16 protein-coding genes are annotated in these 20,578 nt (G+C 66.8%); 11 read left to right on the top strand and 5 right to left on the bottom strand.

Annotated elements, in window-relative coordinates; all coding sequences use genetic code 11:
- Window positions 1–103 precede the first annotated feature (103 nt).
- The gene (locus ACW6W5_RS08020; RefSeq protein ID WP_152151877.1) at window positions 104–2,497 is read right to left on the bottom strand and encodes a TonB-dependent receptor plug domain-containing protein; all 2,394 of its coding nucleotides are present in this window, start codon (window positions 2,495–2,497) and stop codon (window positions 104–106) included.
- Window positions 2,498–2,841: 344 nt separating this feature from the next.
- Between ACW6W5_RS08020 and ACW6W5_RS08015 the strand changes: the two genes are divergently transcribed.
- Window positions 2,842–4,698, top strand: a complete 1,857-nt coding sequence (locus ACW6W5_RS08015; protein ID WP_121039187.1) for an ABC-F family ATP-binding cassette domain-containing protein — start codon at window positions 2,842–2,844, stop codon at window positions 4,696–4,698.
- Window positions 4,699–4,806: 108 nt separating this feature from the next.
- Here the strand turns inward: ACW6W5_RS08015 and ACW6W5_RS08010 are convergent, their stop codons facing one another.
- The gene (locus tag ACW6W5_RS08010) at window positions 4,807–5,667 is read right to left on the bottom strand and encodes a LysR family transcriptional regulator (protein ID WP_121039184.1); all 861 of its coding nucleotides are present in this window, start codon (window positions 5,665–5,667) and stop codon (window positions 4,807–4,809) included.
- Between the two features lie 91 nt (window positions 5,668–5,758).
- Between ACW6W5_RS08010 and ACW6W5_RS08005 the strand changes: the two genes are divergently transcribed.
- Both ACW6W5_RS08005 and blaL2 read left to right on the top strand, forming a co-directional pair.
- On the top strand, window positions 5,759–6,631 hold the full coding sequence (locus tag ACW6W5_RS08005) for a hypothetical protein (RefSeq protein WP_152151879.1): 873 nt from the start codon (window positions 5,759–5,761) through the stop codon (window positions 6,629–6,631).
- A 68-nt stretch (window positions 6,632–6,699) separates the two neighbouring features.
- The gene (gene blaL2 / locus ACW6W5_RS08000; protein ID WP_152151881.1) at window positions 6,700–7,614 is read left to right on the top strand and encodes a L2 family extended-spectrum class A beta-lactamase; all 915 of its coding nucleotides are present in this window, start codon (window positions 6,700–6,702) and stop codon (window positions 7,612–7,614) included.
- Between the two features lie 158 nt (window positions 7,615–7,772).
- Here the strand turns inward: blaL2 and ggpS are convergent, their stop codons facing one another.
- Window positions 7,773–10,019, bottom strand: coding sequence for a glucosylglycerol-phosphate synthase (gene ggpS / locus ACW6W5_RS07995; RefSeq protein ID WP_152152013.1), 2,247 nt, complete (start codon window positions 10,017–10,019; stop codon window positions 7,773–7,775).
- Window positions 10,020–10,081: 62 nt separating this feature from the next.
- Complete coding sequence (locus ACW6W5_RS07990; RefSeq protein WP_121041194.1) at window positions 10,082–11,350, bottom strand: MFS transporter; 1,269 nt, start codon at window positions 11,348–11,350, stop codon at window positions 10,082–10,084.
- A 162-nt stretch (window positions 11,351–11,512) separates the two neighbouring features.
- Between ACW6W5_RS07990 and ACW6W5_RS07985 the strand changes: the two genes are divergently transcribed.
- On the top strand, window positions 11,513–12,148 hold the full coding sequence (locus tag ACW6W5_RS07985; RefSeq protein WP_121039175.1) for a hypothetical protein: 636 nt from the start codon (window positions 11,513–11,515) through the stop codon (window positions 12,146–12,148).
- Between the two features lie 49 nt (window positions 12,149–12,197).
- Here the strand turns inward: ACW6W5_RS07985 and ACW6W5_RS07980 are convergent, their stop codons facing one another.
- Window positions 12,198–12,887 carry a DUF3011 domain-containing protein gene (locus ACW6W5_RS07980; RefSeq protein WP_428999821.1) on the bottom strand — a complete coding sequence of 230 codons (690 nt, stop codon included), beginning with the start codon at window positions 12,885–12,887 and terminating at the stop codon, window positions 12,198–12,200.
- A gap of 435 nt (window positions 12,888–13,322) precedes the next feature.
- Here ACW6W5_RS07980 and aspS point away from each other — a divergent pair, with 435 nt between their 5' ends.
- The 7 genes from aspS (at window position 13,323) to ACW6W5_RS07945 (ending at window position 20,529) form a co-directional block, all read left to right on the top strand.
- Window positions 13,323–15,080: an aspartate--tRNA ligase gene (gene aspS, locus ACW6W5_RS07975; protein ID WP_121039169.1), complete on the top strand. Its 1,758-nt coding sequence runs from the start codon at window positions 13,323–13,325 to the stop codon at window positions 15,078–15,080.
- A gap of 128 nt (window positions 15,081–15,208) precedes the next feature.
- Entirely contained in the window at window positions 15,209–15,742 is a 534-nt protein-coding gene (locus tag ACW6W5_RS07970) for a GNAT family N-acetyltransferase (RefSeq protein ID WP_193222761.1), read from the top strand.
- A 109-nt stretch (window positions 15,743–15,851) separates the two neighbouring features.
- Complete coding sequence (locus tag ACW6W5_RS07965) at window positions 15,852–16,484, top strand: esterase/lipase family protein (RefSeq protein ID WP_121039166.1); 633 nt, start codon at window positions 15,852–15,854, stop codon at window positions 16,482–16,484.
- A gap of 83 nt (window positions 16,485–16,567) precedes the next feature.
- Window positions 16,568–17,299: a YebC/PmpR family DNA-binding transcriptional regulator gene (locus ACW6W5_RS07960; RefSeq protein ID WP_152151885.1), complete on the top strand. Its 732-nt coding sequence runs from the start codon at window positions 16,568–16,570 to the stop codon at window positions 17,297–17,299.
- A 129-nt stretch (window positions 17,300–17,428) separates the two neighbouring features.
- On the top strand, window positions 17,429–17,950 hold the full coding sequence (gene ruvC / locus ACW6W5_RS07955; RefSeq protein WP_121039160.1) for a crossover junction endodeoxyribonuclease RuvC: 522 nt from the start codon (window positions 17,429–17,431) through the stop codon (window positions 17,948–17,950).
- 10 nt (window positions 17,951–17,960) lie between these two features.
- On the top strand, window positions 17,961–18,551 hold the full coding sequence (gene ruvA, locus ACW6W5_RS07950; RefSeq protein WP_088433901.1) for a Holliday junction branch migration protein RuvA: 591 nt from the start codon (window positions 17,961–17,963) through the stop codon (window positions 18,549–18,551).
- Between the two features lie 58 nt (window positions 18,552–18,609).
- Window positions 18,610–20,529 (top strand): potassium transporter Kup, encoded by a 1,920-nt coding sequence (locus ACW6W5_RS07945; RefSeq protein WP_121039157.1) that lies wholly within the window; start codon window positions 18,610–18,612, stop codon window positions 20,527–20,529.
- Window positions 20,530–20,578 lie beyond the last annotated feature (49 nt).

Here is a 20,578-nt window from a genome sequence, read left to right as displayed (position 1 = left end):
GCGCGGAATCCCGGTTTCCTGCGGCCAGAACGCACATGCCCCGGCGAACCGGGGCATGGGGTTTATCAGGAGGTTGCCGGCCAGCGGCCGGCACTACCTTGGGTTACCACTTGTAGGTCACGCGACCGTACACATAGGCGCCGTTGAACCCATACGGCGAGTAGTTGCTGTACGGCAGCATGCCCCAGGTGGAGTTCTGCAGGTCCACGGTGCGGTCCGGGTACTCGTCCAGGATGTTGTCCGCGCCCAGGGTCAGGGTCCAGTTCTCGCTCGGCTTGTAGCTGGCCGAGGCATCGAGCACCCACGAGGCGTCGTAGGTCTGGTCGCGCAGGGCGGTAGCCGAGTTGCGCACCGTGAACGAGCCGTAGCGGGTGGCGGCCAGGTTCAGGTCCCAGCGGTCCGAACGCCAGGTGCCGCTGAGGATGGTCTTGTCGCGCGGGTAGCTGTCCTCGATGCGGCCGATCTCGTCGCGGCCGATCAGCGACTGGGTGATGCCCAGCGCGCCGAACACCGCCGGCGAGGCGATGAACTTCTTCACCTCGGTCTCGTTGTAGCTGTAGGCGGCGGTCAGCTCCAGCGAGCTGGCGGCGAAGGGAATCGTGTAACTGGAGACCGCATCCACACCGCGGGTGCGGGTGTCCACGCCGTTGGTGAAGTAGGAGAACGCGGTGACGCCCGGCAGACCCAGGTTGGCCAGCAGCGCATTGGCGGCGTCATTGGTGGTGATGTTGGTCGACAAGACGATGCGGTCGTCGATGTCGATCTGGTACGCATCCACGGTCAGGTACAGGCGATCCACCGGCTGCAGTACCAGACCCAGGCTGTAGGAGGTCGAGCTTTCGGCCTTCAGCGGGCTGGCGCCCAGGGCCTGCGCGGCAGGGCTGGTGGTCGGGAAGGTGCCGCGTTCGACGAACACGCCGTTGATGATCGTGCTGGTCACCGCCTGGTAGCTCTGCTGGGCCAGCGACGGCGCGCGGAAGCCGCTCGACGCCGTGGCGCGCAGGGCGACCTTGTCGGTGAAGGCGTAGCGTGCGGAGAGCTTGCCGGAGAACTTGTCGCCGAAGTCCGAGTAATCCTCATAGCGGCCGGTCACACCGGCGGAGAACTTGTCGGTGAGGTCGGCTTCCAGGCCGGTATAGACGGCGTAGTTGTCGCGGTCGGCATCCACCGCGTTGAGTGGGGTGAAGCCACCGAAGCCCTGCGCACCGCTGCCGGTATAGGAGTTCAGTTCACCGGCGGACTGCTCCCACTTTTCCTTGCGGTATTCACCGCCGAAGGACAGCGTGACCGGGTAGGCCAGGCCCCAGTCCAGGGTCTTGGTCACATCGGCATTGACGATGTTCTGGGTGTACTCCAGCGCGCCATCGTAGAACGAGCGCGGGCTGTTCACGCCGAGCGCGTAGTTGATGCTGTTGCGGGTGTGGAAATCGATCTTGTTGGCGCCGTAGTTGTAGCTGACGTCCCAGTTCCAGCCGCTGTCCGTATCGCCCTTGACCCCGGCGACCAGCGAGCGGTCCTTGGAGTACTGATTGATCTCCGGCACGAAGCCGTCCGGGTAGGTCTGCGCCAGCAGCGGGCCCTGGTTGCTGTTGTTGCGCGAGCGGTAGAACGCGAACGAGGTGATGTCGCGGTTGCTGGCCATCGCGGTGGCGTAGGCCGAGACGTGGTCGCTGAACTGGAAGCTGGCATTGGCCGAGGCCGCGGTAGCATCCACCTGCGGGTCACCGACCACGAAGGTGGTCTGGCCGATGTTCGGGAAGTTGCCCGTGTTGGGCGCGGTGCCCTGGTAGGGGCCGGCGCGGTTGCTCTCGTCCTGCTGGACGATCTGGCCGGCCACATGCACGCTGCCGCGGCCGTCGGCGAAGCCGATACCGGTGTCGCCGGAGAGCTGGTACTTGTTGCCGTCACCGGCCGAGTACTGGCCGGCATCCAGCGCCAGGCTGCCGCCGGAGGAGGACCCCTTGAGCACGATGTTGATCACACCGGCGATGGCGTCCGAGCCGTACTGCGCCGAGGCGCCGTCGCGCAGCACTTCCACGCGCTCGATCGAGGCGATCGGAATCGCGTTGATGTCCACGGCCGACGAGCCACGGCCGATGCTGCCGTTGACGTTGATCTGCGCGGAGGTGTGGCGGCGCTTGCCGTTGACCAGCACCAGCACCTGGTCCGGGGAGAGGCCGCGCAGCTGCGCTGGGCGGATGCCGCTGGTGCCATCGGTCAGCGCCGGGCGCGGGAAGTTCAGCGAGGGCAGGGCGCGGGCCAGCGCGGTGGCCAGCTCGGTGGTGCCGGTGGACTGCAGCGCCTCGGGGGTGATGATGTCGATCGGCGACTGGGACTCGGCCACGGTGCGGTCGGCCACGCGGGTGCCGGTGACGATGATGGTGTCCAGGGTGTTGGCCGCGGTGCGGGCAGGGGCGTCCTGGGCGGTGGCGGCGAAGCTGGACATACCGAGCGCGACAGCTACGGCGGCGGCGAGCGTACTGGTCTTGCGGTTCATCAGGATGTGGCTCCGGTAGTGGCGGTGCTGCACCAAAGCGACATCACGACATCGAGGATCGGGTCAGCGAAGGCGGTTGTTGCGGTGCGCAATAGACGGATTAACGGGATATTCATCGCTTGTCAAATTTTCGCCAATTTCGTAAAAAACGTTGCAGAAGCAACCATTTACGTGGGGCGTTCGATTCGACAGGAGGGTCCCGGGGAAGCGCAGGCAGGGTCGTGGGAGAGAGAAACGAGGCCTGCCGCGCATCCCGGGGCGCGTCAAGTATTCGTTAACGCTAGAATTACGTCGCAGGAAAGGTGCTCACGAGCACATTCCATTCCGTTATATGGACCCCCAAGATGATTTCCCTTCGTAACTTCGCCTTGCGCCGTGGCGAGCGGCTGCTGTTGTCCAACGTCGACCTGACCCTGCATGCGGGGTACCGCGTCGGCGTGGTCGGCCGCAATGGCGCCGGCAAGTCCAGCCTGTTCGCCGCCGTGAAGGGCGAGCTGGAGGCGGACAAGGGCGACGTCGATCTGCCCGGCAAGATCCGCATCGCCAGCGTGGCCCAGGAAACCCCGTCGCTGCCCGATCCGGCGCTGCAGTTCGTGCTGGAGGGCGACACCGAGGTGGCCGCCGTCATGCGTGAAGAGGCGGAGGCCGCGGCGCGTGAAGACTGGGAAGCGGTGGCCACCGCCCATCAGCGCATGGCCGAGATCGGTGCCTATGACGCCGAGGCGCGCGCCGGCAAGCTGCTGCACGGCCTGGGCTTCCCGGCCGAGACCCACTCGCGCGCGGTCTCCTCGTTCTCCGGCGGCTGGCGCGTGCGCCTGAACCTGGCGCGCGCGCTGATGATGCCCAGCGACCTGCTGCTGCTCGACGAACCGACCAACCATCTGGATCTGGACGCCGTGTTCTGGCTGGAACAGTGGCTGCTCAAGTACCCGGGCACCCTGCTGCTGATCTCGCATGACCGCGAGTTCCTGGACAACGTGGCCACCCATACCCTGCATCTGCACGGGGGCGGTGCCAAGCTGTACGTCGGCGGCTATACCGATTTCGAGCGCCAGCGCGCCGAACAGCTGCGCCAGCAGCAGCTCGCCCACGACAAGGAACAGGCCGAGCGCGCGCATCTGCAGAGCTTCATCGATCGCTTCAAGGCGCAGGCCAGCAAGGCCGCGCAGGCGCAGAGCCGCATGAAGCGCCTGGCCAAGCTGGCCGGCACCGAAGCGGTGCGTGCCGAGCGCGAGTTCCGCATCGAGTTCGCGCCGCCGGCCAAACTGCCGTTCTCGCTGATCCGCCTGAACCATGTCGAGGCCGGTTACGGCGCCGATTCGGTGATCCTGCACAACGTGGGCTTCGGCCTGGAAGCCGGCCAGCGCATCGGTCTGCTCGGCCCGAACGGTGCCGGTAAGACCACCCTGGTGAAGACCCTGGTGGGCGAACTGGACCCGATCAGCGGCGAGCGTGCCGCGCATCCGGACCTGCGCATCGGGTACTTCGCCCAGCACACGGTGGAGTCGCTGCACGAAGGGCAGTCGCCGATGGAGCACTTCCGCGACCTCGCCCCGGATGCACCGAACCAGTCCTTCCGCGATTTCCTCGGCAAGTGGAACTTCGCCGGCGACCGCGCGTTTGAACCGGTGGACGGCTTCTCCGGCGGCGAACGTGCGCGTCTGGCCCTGGCACTGATCGCCTACCAGCAGCCGAACGTGCTGCTGCTCGACGAACCGACCAACCACTTGGATCTGGAAATGCGCGAAGCGCTGGCCGAAGCGTTGGCCGACTTCGAAGGCGCGATCGTGATGGTCTCGCATGACCGCCATCTGATCGGTCTGGTCTGCGACACGTTCTGGCGTGTGGCCGATGGCGTGGTCGAACCGTTCGACGGCGATCTGGATGCCTACGCGGCGTGGCTGCGTTCGCGTCCGGCCGCGCAGGGCACCAAGCAGAAGATGGCCGCGGCCGCCCCGGAGCCGGCGCCGCCGACTCCGCCGCTGCCCGCGCGCAAGCCGGCCAACCCGCACAAGCTGGCCGCTGCCGAAGCCAAGGTGGGCGAGCTGGAAGCGCTGCTGGCCGATCTGGACCGCCAGCTGGCCGATCCTTCCAACTACGCCGATGCGACCCGCATGGCGGTGCTTGGCCGTGACCGCGAAGCGACCGCCACCCTGCTCAGCAAGGCCGAGCAGACGTGGATGGAATTGCTGGACGCCTGATCGCGGCGGGTGATGCGGCACGCTGGTACGTGCCGCATCCCGTGTAGATCCACGCCGTGCGTGGATGCGCTCCGTCCCGGCATTGCGTTATCCACGCATGGCGTGGATCTACCGGGTTTCCAGCCATTCCCGGAACCGCCGCGCCGCATCGCTCTCGCTGCGCGAGCGCAGCCGCGTCAGCCAATACCTGCCCAGGTCCAGGGTCTGCGCGAAGGGTTGGATCAAGCGCCCTTGGGCAAGATCCTGCTCGAACATCTTCAACGGCAACAGCGCCACGCCCGCACCTGCGGCGGCGGCACTGGCCAGCGTCAGGGACGAATCAAACACGGGCCCACGCGCGTCCAGTTCCGGCGCGCCAGCGGCCTGCAGCCAGCGTGGCCACTCATCGCTGCGGTAGGAGCGCAACAACGCCACGTTGGCCAGGTCGCGCGGCTGCCGCAGCGTACGTGCCAACGCAGGTGCACACAGCGGCGCAAACGGGGCATCCAGTACGGCATCGCTGACCTGCCCCTGCCAATCGCCATCACCGAACCGGATCGCCAGGTCCAGCCCTTCACCGGCCAGATCGATGCGGTTGTTGTGGGTCTGCAGGCGCAGTTCGATATCCGGATGGCGCGCGTTGAAATCCCCCAGGCGCGGTAGCAGCCAACCGGTGGCGAAGGTGCCGACCACGCCCACGCTCAACACTTCCCGGAAATGCCCGCCGACGAACCGGTCCAGGCTCACCGCGATGCGGTCGAAGGCCTCGTTGAGCACCGGATACAGGCGGGCGCCTTCATCGGTCAGGGCGACCCCGCGCGGCAACCGGGTGAAGAGCGACACGCCCAGCCGGTCCTCCAGCGCCCGGATCTGATGGCTCAGCGCGGCCTGGCTGACGCACAGTTCCAAGGCGGCACGGGTAAAATTCTGGTGCCGGGCGGCAGCCTCGAAGGCGCGCAGGGCGTTGAGCGGCAGCTGGGGGCGGAGCATGGGGCGAGCCGTGAGCCGTGAGCTGAGTTGATGAATGATCGCACTTTGTGCAATTAAAGTGCATCAACGACCTGCCGAATGGAGTTCAGCCTTGACCGAAACGACCCCCAAAAAGCGGAAGAGCATCTTCCGGTTTGTACTTACGTCGGGTGTTCTGCTTGCCGCATCCTCGTTTGTTTTTGGCTTGCAAGGAATGCTCTATCGAAGTGCCTATCTATCCGCCTTTGGCGTGGATGCAGGTCAGTTCCCGGTCGAGGGAGGTCGCTTGACGCTCCTCGTTGCGTTTGGCTGGCTCGAGGCTTCCACGGTCGTGCTTGAAGAAATGGGGGCTGCCTGCGCTCATCTAGCGCGCCAATCATGGTGGGTACTTGTTACCGTCGTGCTGGCGATGCTCGCGCTTCCGCTCATCATTGGATGGATGCGGAGGCTCGGCTCCACAGCACGCGTTGAATCGTGGTGGCGGCCGAAGTGGATCAGTCAATGGAAGCGGGGCGGCGACATTTCCCAGTGGCCATGGCAGCAGCGAATCATCATGGCAGTCGTCCTCTGGTTCGCATCCATTACTTTGCTTCCTTCCATTCTGGTGGTTGGGGCAGCCATGGTGTTGCTTTTTGTCATTTTTTCTGGGTTTCCATTTGAGTCCGTTGGGACGCGAAAGGCGCTTGAGTTCTGTGATTCTGATCCATCGAAACTCGCACTCGTCTCCTACCGCTTGCCCGAAGAATCACCCTTGGGCCAATGGGGGGTGCTGATCGAGTGCAGCGCCGACTACTGCGCGCTGATTAACAATAAGTCCGTTGAGGTGATTCGAGCAGAGCACGTGGCGCGCATTCTTCCTGGTGACACGTCCGACAGGCATCGATACGGCGCACCTGACCCAAGTCCCCATTTCTGTCCCGACCGCTTTTACAAGGCGCACTCAACAGAGAGTGGCGCAGAAGCAATAAGAAAAAATAATGGGTGACCATTGAAATGGTCGTTTGTCCACTGGACACGGTTTGTCGACCATGGCGGCTTAAAAAGGAGAACCACATGATCGCTCGACGACAGTTCCTGCAATGGACCGGCGCGGCCGCCGCGTCTGCGCTGGCGGCCACCGCCACCGCCACCGCCTTCGCCAAGACGCCGCTGCCCGCGCCGAAACCCGCCGTCGCGGCGAAAGACTTCGCCGCGTTGGAAGTAGCAAGCGGCGGGCGCCTCGGCGTGACCCTGCTCAACACCGGCACCGGCTGGCGCACCGGCAACCGGCAGGACGAACGCTTCCCGATGTGCAGCACGTTCAAGTTCGTATTGTCCGCCGCAGTGCTGCACCTGGCCGACCAGGGCAGGCTCTCGCTGGACCGGCGCGTGGCCGTGCGCCAGCAGGACATGCTCTCGCATGCGCCGGTGACCACGCGGCACATCGGCAAGGACGTCACCGTGCGCGACCTGTGCCGGGCGACCATGATCACCAGCGACAACCCCGCCGCGAACCTGCTGCTGGGCATGGTGGGTGGGCCGGCCGGCGTGACCGCCTTCCTGCGTGCCAACGGCGATGCGGTGACCCGCAATGACCGTCTCGAGCCGGAGATGAACCGCTTCGCCCCGGGCGACCCGCGCGATACCACCAGCCCGGCCGCGATGGCCGCCAGCCTGCAGCGCTTCGTGCTCGGTGACGTCCTCAAGCCCGCCTCGAAACAGCAGCTGGCCGACTGGCTGATCGACAACGAAACCGGCGATACACGGCTGCGCGCCGGATTGTCCAAGGCGTGGCGGGTGGGTGACAAGACCGGCAGCAATGGCGAGGACACCACCAATGACATCGCCATTCTGTGGCCGCTCGCCGGCGGTGCACCGTGGGTGCTGACCAGCTACCTGCAGGGCGCGACGGTGGACGATGCCGGCCGTAACGACGTGCTGCGCCAGGTGGCGGTGATCGCCGAAGGCATCATGCAGCACGCCGGGTAAGCCACACCGCCCGGTACGCCACCCCGCCGGCAGGCACCGACCGTTGGTCGGTGCAGCACAGGGTAGTGCCGGCCGCTGGCCGGCAACCCATGAAACCGGCACCGCTTGGAGCCGGCACCGCTTGGAGCCGGCCAGCGGCCGGCACTACCTCTACAACGTCAGCCTTCGGTGTGGCTGGTGCGTACCGCTTCCAGGAAGTCCCGGCCCCAGCGATCCACGTCGTAATACTCCACGCTGCCGAACAGCTGGCGCATGCGCCCGGTGGCTTCCTCGTCGGGCATCGACAACGCCTGCAACAAGCCCGCGGTGAGGTCGGCCGGGTCATGCGGATTGGTCAGCACCGCGCCCTTCAGCTCGGCCGCCGCACCGGCGAATTCGCTCAGCACCAGCACGCCGTTGCTGCCCTCGATGCCCTGCGTGGCCACGAACTCCTTGGACACCAGGTTCAAGCCATCGCGCAACGGGGTGATCCACATCACCTGCGCGGCGGCGTAGTGCGCCACCACCTCTTCGAACGGCAATGCCTGGGCGAAGAAGCGCACGGGGGTCCAGTCGAGCCGCGAGAAGCGCCCGTTGATCCGCCCCACCGCCTGCTCGATCTGGTTCTGCAGCGTGCGGTAGATGGTCATCTCGCGCGCGGCCGGTACGCAGATCATGAGCAGGGTGACTTTGCCCTGGCGATCCGGATGCTGCTCCAGCAACCGCTCGAACGCCTCCAGCTTGGCCAGCGTGCCCTTGGTGTAATCCAGGCGCTCCACTGACAGCACCAGCTTGCGCGCGCCGATCTCGCGGCGCAGCTTGAAGATGTCATTGCGCACGTCGCTGCGGGCGAGCACGTTGTGGATGCGGCGCAGATCGGTGCCGACCGGGTGCGCACCGAGGGCGACTTCGCGGTCGCCCACGCGCAGGCGCGTGGTCATCGTGTCCAGACCCACGGCGCACCCATAGGTGAGGAAGCGCGGGGCACAGCTTTCCCACGCCAGCCGTTCGGCCGGCATCGCACCGCGCACGACGTCCACGAAGTTTTCCACCTGGCGCGGAATGTGGAAGCCGATGTAGTCGCAGCTGAGCAGGCTGCCGATGATCTCGCGGCGCCACGGCACCACATTGAACACATCCGCCGACGGGAAGTAGGTGTGGTGGAAGAAGGCGATCTTCAGGTCCGGGCGCAGTTCGCGCAGCGTGGCCGGCACCATCCACAGGTTGTAGTCGTGGATCCACACGGTGGCGCCATGCGCGGCCTCGGCGGCGGTGGCCTCGGCGAACTTGCGGTTGACCTTCAGGAATACCTGCCAGTCTTCCTCACGGAACTTCGCGCGTTCCCAGAACACGTGCAGCATCGGCCAGAACGCTTCCTTGGAGAAGCGCTTGTAGAAAATGTCCACTTCCTGTTTGCTCAGCGGCACGCGCGCAGCGGTCAGGGTCGGGTAGCGCTCGGCATCCACCGCCAGGTGCGTCTGGAACGGACCGCGCTTGGGTTCATCGATGCCCCAGGCGACCCAGGAGCCCTTCTGGCCGCCTTCGAAGAAGCTCAGCAGCGAGGGGATGATGCCGTTGGGCGAGCGCGGCGGGCGCTGCACCAGCACGCCGTCTTCCATCACTTCATCGAAGGGCAGGCGGTGATAGACCATCACCAGGTCGGCGCCGTCGGCGCGCGCCTGCGGCGGTGGGCGCAGGAAGGGATCGTCATCGGCGAGCAGGCCGAAATGTTCGATCGCTTCGAGGATGCCGCCGCAACCCGGCGCCTGTGCATGGAAGGTGTGCTTCAGGTCGGCCGTCGCGGCAGTCAGCGCCGGCTCCGAATCGCCCACGCACACCCCGCGGAAACCGGAGGTGTACATCGACAGGTCATTGAGGGTGTCACCGGCCACCAGGATGCGGTCGCGCGGGAGCTCCAGCAGGCGCGCAAGCGCGGCCAGGGTGCGGCCCTTGTCGGTGTCCGGCGGCAGGATGTCGAGATAGCGGTCGGCCGAGTACAGCACATCGCAGCCCAGCGCCTGCGCGGCGGCCTGGATCTGCGAGCGCAGCGGCGCCAGCGTGTCCGGATCGCAGAAATACGAGCAGCGGCGTTCCTGCGGCACATCCTGGCGCTGGAGTGCGGTGAACGGACGCATCGCGGCGGCGACCACCTGCTCGCCCGGCCAGTGCGCGTCGATCATCGATTGCAGGGGCTGCAGCGGCTGCAGGGTGTGGCCGTCGACGACGGTCGCACCGACATCGCAGACCACGTAATCCGGGCGCGGAATGGCCGGATCGGAGAGCAGGGGCATCACTGCTTCCAGGCCGCGGCCGGTGATGAAGATCAGGCGGATGCCCGGGTGCTGGTCGACCAGCCGGTAGAGCCGATGACGCGCGGCGGGATCGCCGGCGAGGAAGGTGCCATCCAGATCGGTGGCGAGAATCAATTGCGGGGCCGGCGGCGCCGGCGGTGTACGGGTTGGAGTGAGGGAGGTCGGTGTCGAAACAGTCAATGCACTTCCTTATCGGAGTCAGAGGGGAGGGGGATATCGGGATCCGGCGGCGCGGTGTCGGTCTCGGGCATCAGTTCCAGCGCCGAGGGGGTGGTGCGCAGCATCAGCCGGAAGCCGACCGGATGCGTGCGCAGCCGCTGGAAACTGAGCAGGCGCGCGGTGGTGAACAAGGCCAGCAGCATCAGGACCACCGCGAAGTACAACGGCAGTGCAGGCGCGCCGAACTGTTGCATGGCCGCGCCCGCCAACGCGGGGCCGAGCGCGGCGCCCACGCCATGGACCAGCAGCAGGCTGGAGCAGCCCGAGAGCAGATCTTCGCGCGGCAGGTAATCGAGCATGTGCGCGACCGCGAAGGGATACAGCGCGAAGGCCAGCCCGCCATAGAAGAAAAACAGGCCGAACAGCAGATGGGTCTGCAGCTGGATCATCGGCAGCGAGGCCACCACGGCGATACCCGCCGCGGCCAGGCTCAGTGCGACCAGTCCGGTGCGGCGGTCATGCCCGTCGCTGATGTGACCCAATGGCCATTGCAGCAACGCGCCACCGGCGATGGCGGTCAGCATGAACAGGGCGACGCCATTGCCGTCCAGGCCGACCTCACCAGCGTAGACCGGCAGCAAGCCCCAGAACGCACCCATCGCCAGGCCGGAGAGGCCGGCGGCAACCGTCGCCACCGGGGCCATCGCATACAGCCGCGCCAGTTTCAGGCGCGGCACCGAGGGAATCTCCGGCGGGCGCAGGCGCGTAGCGGTGACCGGCAATACTGCCGCGCAGACCAGGATCGCGGTCAGCATGAACATCGAGGTCGCGCCGGCGTCGCCAAGCATCAGCAGCACCTGGCCGAGCGCCAGTGCCGAGAGGTTGACCACCATGTAGAGCGAGAAAGCGCGGCTGCGCAGGCGCGGGTCTGGCTCGGCGTTGAGCCAGCTCTCGATCACCGTGTAAAGGCCTACCAGCGCGATGCCGGTGAGGATGCGCAGCACGCCCCAACCCACCGGATTGATCCACAGAGGGTGCAACAGCACCGCGATGGCGGCGAGGGCGGCAAAGAAGGCAAACGCACGGATATGGCCGATGCGGCCGATCAGCGAGGGGGCGAAGAAGGTGCCGATGAAAAAACCGGCGAAATAGCCGGACATCACCAACCCCAACGTGCCGGCTCCGAAGCCGGCTTCACCCCCGCGCACCGCCAGCAATGTGCCGAGCAGGCCGCTGCCGGTCAGCAGCAGCGCCACACCGGCGAGCAGGGCGGTCAACCGCAACATGCGTGCGCCCTTCGTGGGGAAGAAGGCGAACAAGTCACGTGATTGACCATAACACAGGGGCAATGAAGCCCCGGTTGCAGCGGCGGCGATGCGCGCGTGAACCGGTCTGTCGCATCAGGCGCGCGGTTTGCGCTGCCCGGTCGCGACCGTTAGGGTGGGGGCATGAACGCAGTCAAACTTCTTCCTTTGGCCGCTGCATTGGCGATCACCGCCTGCAGTGGCTCCAACGACACAGTCGGGCATGAGGTGTCGATGGCACCGTCCGATGCCTTCATGTCCGCCGTGGCTGCGCATTGCGGCAAAGCGTTCGAAGGTCGCATCGCGGTCAACGAACCGCGCACCGAGGCGCCGGACCCGTTCGAGGGCAAGCGCCTGGTGATGCATGTGCGTGGCTGCGAGGATCCGGCGCACGAGCTGCGGATTCCGTTCCATGTCGGCGACGACCACTCGCGTACCTGGGTGCTGAGCCGTACCGAGAACGGCCTGCGCCTGAAGCATGATCACCGCCACGAAGATGGCAGCCCGGATGCGGTGACGATGTACGGTGGCGACAGCAAACCGCCGGGTACCGCGCAACGTCAGTCCTTCCCGGTCGATTCGGATTCCGTGGCGATGTTCCGCAAGGCGGACATGCTCGCTTCGGTGCAGAACACCTGGGCGATGGAAGTGGAGCCGGATCAGCGCTTCGTCTACGAATTGACCCGCCCGGGCGGCCGCCACTTCCAGGTGGTGTTCGATCTGAGCAAGCCGGTGGCATTGCCGCCGGCGCCGTGGGGCAGTGAGACGCCCGCGCCGTAACGTTCACCGGTGCCGACCCGCGGTCGGCACCTACCGCGGGCAGTAACGCTCAGCGCGCCCCGAACCGGGCGCGGCAGCCGCCGCTGACCCACAGGCTGCCATTGCTGTAGCCCCAGCTGCGGCCTTCCACGCAGGCCGTGCCCGACAACTGCTGCACCAGCGCCGGGCGACCCTGACGGGCATCCCAGGCACAGGTCTGCTGGCGCTTGTCGTTGCTGCTGCAGGTCACGCTGTAATTGCTGTTGCCGCCACCGCCTCCCCAGTTGCCACCGCTGTTGCCACGCGCTTCGGCGAACTCGCCGCGGCAGCCGCGATTGACCCAGATCGCCCCATTGCGCACGCCCCAGGTCTGGCCCTCGACACACGCCGTACCGGAGATCTGGCGGACCAGGCTTGCGTTGCGCCAGCCGGTGTTGCAGGTGCGCTCGCGGTTATCCTGGCTCTCGCAGCGGATCGTCGCGCCGGTACCGCCACCGCCGCCCCAGTTGCCGCCATTGCCACGGCCCTCGACGAATTCGGCCCGGCAACCGCCGCTGACCCAGACCGTCCCGTCGCGCGAGCCCCAGTTGCGGCCCTCGGTACAGGTCGTCCCGGAGATCTGGCGGGACAGCCGGGCACTGCGCCAGCCCGTGTTGCAGACCCGCTCGCGGTTGTCCTGGCTTTCGCAGCGGACCGTGCCGTTGTTGCCGGGGCCGTTGCCGCCGCCATTCCAGCCACCGCCGTTGCCGTTGCCGCGCAGCGAGGTGGCGATGTCCTGCTTGATGCGGGAGAAGTTCCAGCCCGAATTGACCTGGGCCAGGTAGAAGCGCAGCTGGTCGTCCGGGATCCGGCGGCCATTGGACTGGTCGGCGTATTCCTGGGTGATGACCCGGCTGCGGTCGGAGGAGGACAGCTGCGACAGATTCTCCGGGGCATAGGCCCGTGTACTCATCTGGGCGTGGAGGGCCGGGGCCATACAGGCCAGGGCAAGGGTGAGGCAGACGGTGCTCAGACGGCGTTGCATGGCGACATCCCCGTGCGGTCGTTGGTGCGCGGACTATAGGAATGGCCCCGGTTCAGAGCGTGTGATGCCGGGCCGCAGCCCCCGGATTTGCCCCGCCGGGCTGGCGGCCGCAGAATAACGGGCTTTCCGGCGCAGCTTGGCGCCGGCACTCTCCTGCGGAGCTTTACCCCCATGCGTACCCACTTCTGTGGCCTGGTCGACGAGACCCTGATTGGCCAAACCGTAACCCTCGCCGGCTGGACCGACGTTGCCCGCAACCAGGGCGGCGTGGTCTTCATCGATCTGCGTGATCATGAAGGCATCGTGCAGGTGACGGTGGAAGTCGACAACGCCGCTGTATTCGCCGTGGCTGCCAGCCTGGGCTACGAGGACGTGCTGCAGGTGGAAGGCGTGGTGCGCGCGCGCCATGCGGCCAACGACAAGCTCCGCACCGGCAAGGTGGAAGTGATCGCCACGGCCATCACCCTCCTCAACAAGGCAGAGCCGCTGCCGTTCCACGCGCACGAGAACCCGGGCGAAGAAACCCGCCTGAAGTACCGTTACCTGGATCTGCGCCGCCCGGAAATGCAGCGCATGCAGCGCACCCGCATCAAGCTGGTGCAGGCCCTGCGCCGCCACCTGGATGCCACCGGCTTCCAGGACATCGAAACCCCGATCCTGACCAAGGCCACCCCGGAAGGCGCCCGCGACTTCCTGGTGCCGGCGCGCATGCACCCGGGCGAGTTCTACGCCCTGCCGCAGAGCCCGCAGCTGTTCAAGCAGATCCTGATGGTGGCCGGCTTCGACCGTTACTACCAGATCGCGCGCTGCTTCCGCGATGAAGCCCTGCGTGCCGACCGCCAGCTGGAATTCACCCAGCTGGACATGGAGTTTGCCTTCGTGCGCGAGCGCGACGTGCAGGACTTTGTGGAAACCATGATCCGCGCCATCTTCAAGGAAGTGGTGGACGTGGAGCTGGCCGCCAGCTTCCCGCGCATGACCTGGGCCGAAGCGATGCGTCGCTACGGCTCGGACAAGCCGGACCTGCGCATCGCGCTGGAGCTGGTGGACGTGGCCGAGCTGGTCAAGACCAGCGAGTTCCCGGTGTTCACCGCCGCCGCCAATGATGCCGATGGCCGCGTCGCCGCGCTGCGCATCCCGGGTGGTGCCAGCCTGTCGCGCAAGCAGATCGACGACTACGCCGCGCATGCCGCCAAGTACGGCGCCAAGGGCCTGGCCTACATCAAGATCAGCGAGAGCGGCGAAGTTGCCTCGCCGATCGCCAAGTTCTTCAGCGAAGAGGCCTTCGCCGCGCTGGTCGCCCAGGTGGGTGCCGGTAACGGCGACATCGTGTTCTTCGGCGCCGGTGGCTACAACAAGGTCTCCGACTTCATGGGCGCCCTGCGCCTGAAGGCCGGCAAGGACTTCAATCTGGTCGCCGCCGGCTGGGCACCGCTGTGGGTCACCGATTTCCCGATGTTCGAGTACGACGACGAAGCCCAGCGCTACGTCGCCCTGCATCACCCCTTCACCGCACCGGCGGTGGACGACATTGCCGATCTGCGCGCGAATGCGAAGACCGCCGTGTCGCGGGGCTATGACATGGTGCTCAACGGCAACGAGATCGGCGGTGGTTCCATCCGTATCCACCGCTCGGACATGCAGAGCGCGGTGTTCGACCTGCTGGGCATCGGGGCCGAAGAGGCCGAGGGCAAGTTCGGCTTCCTGCTCGACGCGCTGCGTTTCGGCGCGCCGCCGCACGGTGGCATCGCCTTCGGTATCGACCGCATCGCGGCACTGATGGCCGGTACCGAGTCGATCCGCGACGTCATCCCGTTCCCGAAGACCACCGGCGCGCAGTGCCTGATGACCGGTGCCCCCTCGCCGATCCCGGACGAGCAGCTGGCCGAAGTGCACGTCCAGGTGCGTCCGCGCGCGGTCAAGGAATAAGCCGGCAAGCGCCGGCCATCGGTCGGCGTGGGGTGCGGCAGGTACCGGCAGGAGGTCGGTGCCGGGCCGCGCCATCATCGCAGCGTTCAGGTAAATTGGCGGCTCCCGCCGATGCCGATGCTCCCGCCGTGACCCCAGGCCGCTACACCATCCGCCGCGCCACCCCGGACGATGCCCAGACCCTGTCGGTGCTGGCCGCGCGTACCTTCGTGGAAACCTTCGGCCATCTGTACCCGCCCGAGGACCTGCAGGCCTTCCTCGACGAGGCCTACCCGGCGCAGCGCCAGCGCATCATCCTCGAACACCCCGATTACGCAGTCTGGCTGCTGGAGCTGGACGGTGTTGCCGTGGGCCACGCCGCTGCCGGCCCCTGTGGGCTGCCGCATGCCGAGGTGCAGCCCGGCGATGGCGAGCTCAAGCGCCTGTACCTGATCAAGGACCAGCAGAGCTGTGGCTGGGGCAGCCGTCTGTTCGAAACCGCGCTGGCCTGGCTGGAACGCGAGGGCCCCCGCACGGTGTGGCTGGGGGTGTGGTCGGAAAACTTCGGCGCGCAGCGCTTCTATGCCCGCTACGGCTTCAGCAAGGTCGGCACCTATGAGTTCCCGGTCGGCAAGGTGCGCGACCTGGAGTTCATCCTGCGCCGCCCGCCAACGGCCGCCTGAGCCCGATCCTGACGGGCCGCGATGGCTTCACCTGCCGTTGTCCGGTCCATTCGTCTAATGACGCTGTTTCCTTCTGCAGGCGCCCCGCCCAACGGGCTAGGCTGACACCATGAATCCCCCTGTTTTACTGCTGCATGGCATCTGGAATGCGCGCGCGTGGGTCGGCCCGCTGGCTTGGCGTCTGCGTGCCCGTGGCTTCGCCGTGGATACCTTCGGGTATTCCAGTGTGTTCGGGGGGCCGGAGGTGGCGGTGCCGCAACTGCTGGAGCGGCTCAAGGGCAGCGGTCCGGTCTCGCTGGTCGGGCACAGCCTGGGCGGGCTGGTCGCGCTGGAGGCGCTGCGGCGCGCGCCGGAACTGCCGGTTTCGCGGGTGGTCTGCCTCGGCTCGCCGTTGCGTGGCAGTGTGACCGCGCGCTCGCTGAGCGATCACGGCTGGTCGCTGGCGCTGGGCCGCAGCTCGGAACTGCTGCTGGATGGCCTGCCGGCCTGGGAGGGCAGGGCGCAGGTCGGCCTGATCGCCGGCTCCGTCCCGCACGGGCTGGGCAGCCTGCTGGGCGCCTGTGGGGATGCCTCCGATGGCACCGTGGCGCTGGATGAGACGCAGTTGCCGGGCCTGGCCGACCACTGCGTGATCCCGGCCAGCCATAGCGGGCTGGTGTTCTCACCGGATGCCGCGCGCCAGACCGCCGCGTTCCTGCGCGATGGCCGATTCCGCCGGGACGACGCGGCCCACGCTGCCTGATCGGGCCCGGCACTGACACGGGCAGGCCGACGGATCAGGTAGAATTCGCGCCCTGTTCCTGACAGAAACACGAGAGTCACCCCATGGGTAGAGGCCCCTCCATCGAGAACCGCAAAAACGCGTCTGACGCGAAGCGCGGCAAGATTTTCACCAAGATCATCCGCGAGATCGGCGTTGCCGCGCGCGGCGGTGGAGGCGACCCCAACAACAACCCGCGCCTGCGGGTGGCCATGGACAAGGGCCTGTCCTCGAACATGTCCAAGGACGTGATCGAGCGCGCCATCAAGAAGGCGACCGGTGAGCTGGAAGGCGTCGAGTACGAAGAGATCCGCTACGAGGGCTATGCCCCCGGTGGCGTGGCCGTGATCGTGGACTGCCTGACCGACAACCGCGTGCGCACCGTGGCCGATGTCCGCCATGCGTTCAGCAAGTGCGGCGGGAACATGGGCACGGAAGGCTCGGTGTCGTTCATGTTCAAGCGCCTGGGCGTGCTGCACTTCGCCGCCGGTGCGGACGAAGAAGCCGTGACCGAGGCGGCGATCGAGGCCGGCGCGGACGACATCGTGGTCTACCCGGAAGACGGGGCGATCGATGTGGTGACCGCGGCCGACAGCTATCACGCCGTCAAGGATGCGATGGAGGCCGCCGGGTTCACCCCGGACCATGCCGAAATCACCTACCGCGCTGACAACGACATCAAGGTCGAAGGCGACACCGCCTTGCAGGTCAAGAAGCTGCTGGACATGCTCGAAGACCTGGACGACGTGCAGGACGTGTTCTCCAACGCCGATCTCGGCGCGGACGCCTACGCCTGAGCAGGCGCTTCACCGGTCGCTTTGCGCGACCGGTGAGCGGACAATGCGGACCATGATGACTCCAGCCGTTCCCTGTTATCCCCGCCGCATGTGTCCCTTCCGGGCCACGGGCGGCCGTGTGCGTGCCGCATGACCCGCATTCTCGGCATCGACCCCGGTTCGCAGCGCACCGGGGTGGGCATCATTGATGTGGACGCCGCCGGCAAGGTGGTGCATGTGCATCACCTGCCGCTGGTCCTGCTCGGCGCGGACGACTTCCCGCAGCGGATGAAGCTGCTGGTGGTCGGCCTGACTGCCCTGGTCGAGGAATACCGCCCCGACGAAGTGGCCATCGAAAAGGTGTTCATGGCGCGCAACCCGGATTCGGCCTTGAAGCTGGGCCAGGCGCGCGGCGCCGCCATCTCGGCCGTGGTGATGCGCGACCTGCCGGTCAGCGAGTACGCCGCCACCGAGATCAAGCTGGCCGTGGTCGGCCGCGGTGGCGCGGAAAAACAACAGGTCCAACACATGGTCGGGCTCATGCTCAACCTGAAAACCAAGCTGCAGGCCGACGCTGCCGATGCGTTGGCCGTGGCGATCACCCACGCCCATGTCCGGGCGACGGCGCTGCGCCTGGGCGTCAATGCGCGCCAGGCCTGGAGCCGGAAATGAGGAACACTGCATGATTGGTCGTCTGCGCGGGATCGTGGCCTACAAGGCGCCGCCTTGGCTGATGGTGGACGTCAATGGCGTCGGCTACGAGCTGGAGGCGCCGATGAGCACCTTCTACGATCTGCCCGAGCTGGGCCGCGAGGTCACCTTGTTCACCCATTACGCGCAGAAGGAAGACAGCGTCTCGCTATACGGCTTCCTGCGCGAGGGCGAGCGGCGCCTGTTCCGCGATGTGCAGAAGGTCAGCGGGATCGGTGCCAAGATCGCGCTGGCGGTGCTGTCCGGCGTCAGCGTGGACGAGTTCGCGCGCATGCTGCAGGCCGGTGACATCACCGCGCTGACCCGCATCCCGGGCATCGGCAAGAAGACCGCCGAGCGCATGGTGCTGGAGCTGCGCGACCGCGCGGCCAATTTCGGTGGCGGCGGCGCGCCGATCGCCGGTGCGGCACCGGCCACCGATCCGGTCTCCGAGGCAACCGTGGCCCTGCAGCAGCTGGGCTACAAGCCGACCGAGGCCGCGCGCATGGCGCGCGATGCCAACGCCGAGGGTGACGATGTCGCCACGGTGATCCGCAAGGCCCTCCAGGCCGCGCTGCGCTGAGCCGCGCGCCTGCCGTTTCCTGATTCCGACACTACCCACCGCGTCCGCCCGGAGCCCCATGTCCACCACTTCTTCCCAGCACAGCGACGGCCAGGCCCCGCACGGGCACGCGCCGGCCGCCGGTGGCATGGCGCTGATGATCGGCGCCATCGGCGTGGTGTTCGGCGATATCGGCACCAGCCCGCTGTACACGCTGAAGGAAGCGTTCTCCCCGCACTACGGGCTCAACAGCGACCATGACACCGTGCTGGGGGTGCTGTCGCTGGCCTTCTGGGCACTGAACATCGTGGTTACCCTCAAGTACGTCACCATCATCATGCGTGCCGACAATGAAGGCGAGGGCGGCATCATGGCGTTGATGGCGCTGACCCAGCGCACGCTGCGCAACGGGTCGCGCTCGGCCTATGTGGTCGGCATCCTCGGCATTTTCGGCGCCTCGCTGTTCTTCGGCGATGGCGTGATCACCCCGGCGATCTCCGTGCTGGGCGCCGTCGAAGGCCTGGAGGTGGCGGCCCCGGGCCTGCACAACTTCATCGTGCCGATCACCGTGGTGGTGCTGCTGGCGGTGTTCGCGGTGCAGCGCTTCGGCACGGCCAAGATCGGCAAGCTGTTCGGCCCGATCACCTCGATCTGGTTCATTTCGCTGGCGGCGATCGGCATCTGGAACATCGTCGATGCGCCGGAAGTGCTCAAGGCCTTCAACCCGATGTGGGCGCTGCGCTTCTTCATGGAGCACGGCTGGCACGGCATCTTCATCCTCGGCGCGGTGGTGCTGGCGGTGACCGGCGGCGAAGCACTGTATGCGGACATGGGCCATTTCGGCGCCAAGCCGATCCGCCATGCCTGGTACTACTTCGTGCTGCCGTGCCTGGTGCTGAACTACCTGGGGCAGGGCGCCCTGGTGCTGAAGAACCCCGAAGCGGTCAAGAACCCGTTCTTCGAGGCGGTGCCGGAGTGGGGTCTGTACCCGATGATCGTGCTGGCCACGATGGCGGCGGTGATCGCCTCGCAGTCGGTGATCACCGGTGCGTTCTCGGTGTCGCGCCAGGCCATGCAGCTGGGCTACATCCCGCGCATGCGCATCACCCACACCTCGCACGACACCATCGGCCAGATCTACATCCCGGGCATCAACTGGGGTATCGCGGTGATGGTGATCGGGCTGGTGCTGGCGTTCCGCAGCTCCTCCAACCTGGCCGTGGCCTACGGCATTTCGGTCTCGGCGACGATGCTGATAGATACCCTGCTGCTGGCCCTGGTGGCCCGCGCGCTGTGGCCGACCTCGCGCTACTGGATCATCCCGCTGTGCGCGGTGTTCTTCGTGATCGACCTGGGCTTTGTGATCGCCAACGGCGCCAAGCTGCTGCAGGGCGCGTGGTTCCCGGTGGTGCTGGGCATCGTGCTGTTCACCATGATGCGCACCTGGCGGCGTGGCCGCGAGCTGCTGCGCGATGAGATCCGCAAGGACGGCATCCGGATCGATACCTTCCTGCCGGGCCTGATGCTGGCCCCCCCGGTGCGGGTGCCGGGCACCGCCGTGTTCCTGACCGCCGACCCCTCGGTGGCGCCGCACGCGCTGATGCACAACCTCAAGCACAACAAGGTGCTGCATGAGCGCAACGTGTTCCTGCACGTGGTGACCCTGCCGGTGCCGTACGCGCCCTCGGGCCAGCGCCTGAAGATCGAATCGGTGGGCGATGAGTTCTATCGGATCTACGTGCGCTTCGGCTTCATGGAGACCCCGGACGTGCCGCTGGCGCTGATGCGCTCGTGCGACCACGGCGGGATCTACTTCGACCCGATGGACACCACGTTCTTCGCCAGCCGCGAGACCATCGTGGCCACCGCCAACCGCGGCATGCCGATCTGGCGCGACAAGCTGTTCGCGCTGATGCACCGCAACGCCGCGCCGGCGACCGGGTTCTTCCGGATTCCGGGTAATCGATTGGTCGAACTCGGGGCGCAGGTGGAGATCTGACGCCGTCAGATCGCCACCTGCGGCCAAGGTCTGCTTCGCAAACCTTGGG

This window comes from Stenotrophomonas sp. IS26 (genome assembly GCF_054188265.1).
The sequence above is the reverse complement of the archived record's forward strand: the minus strand, read 5'-3'. Positions and strand labels throughout refer to the sequence as shown.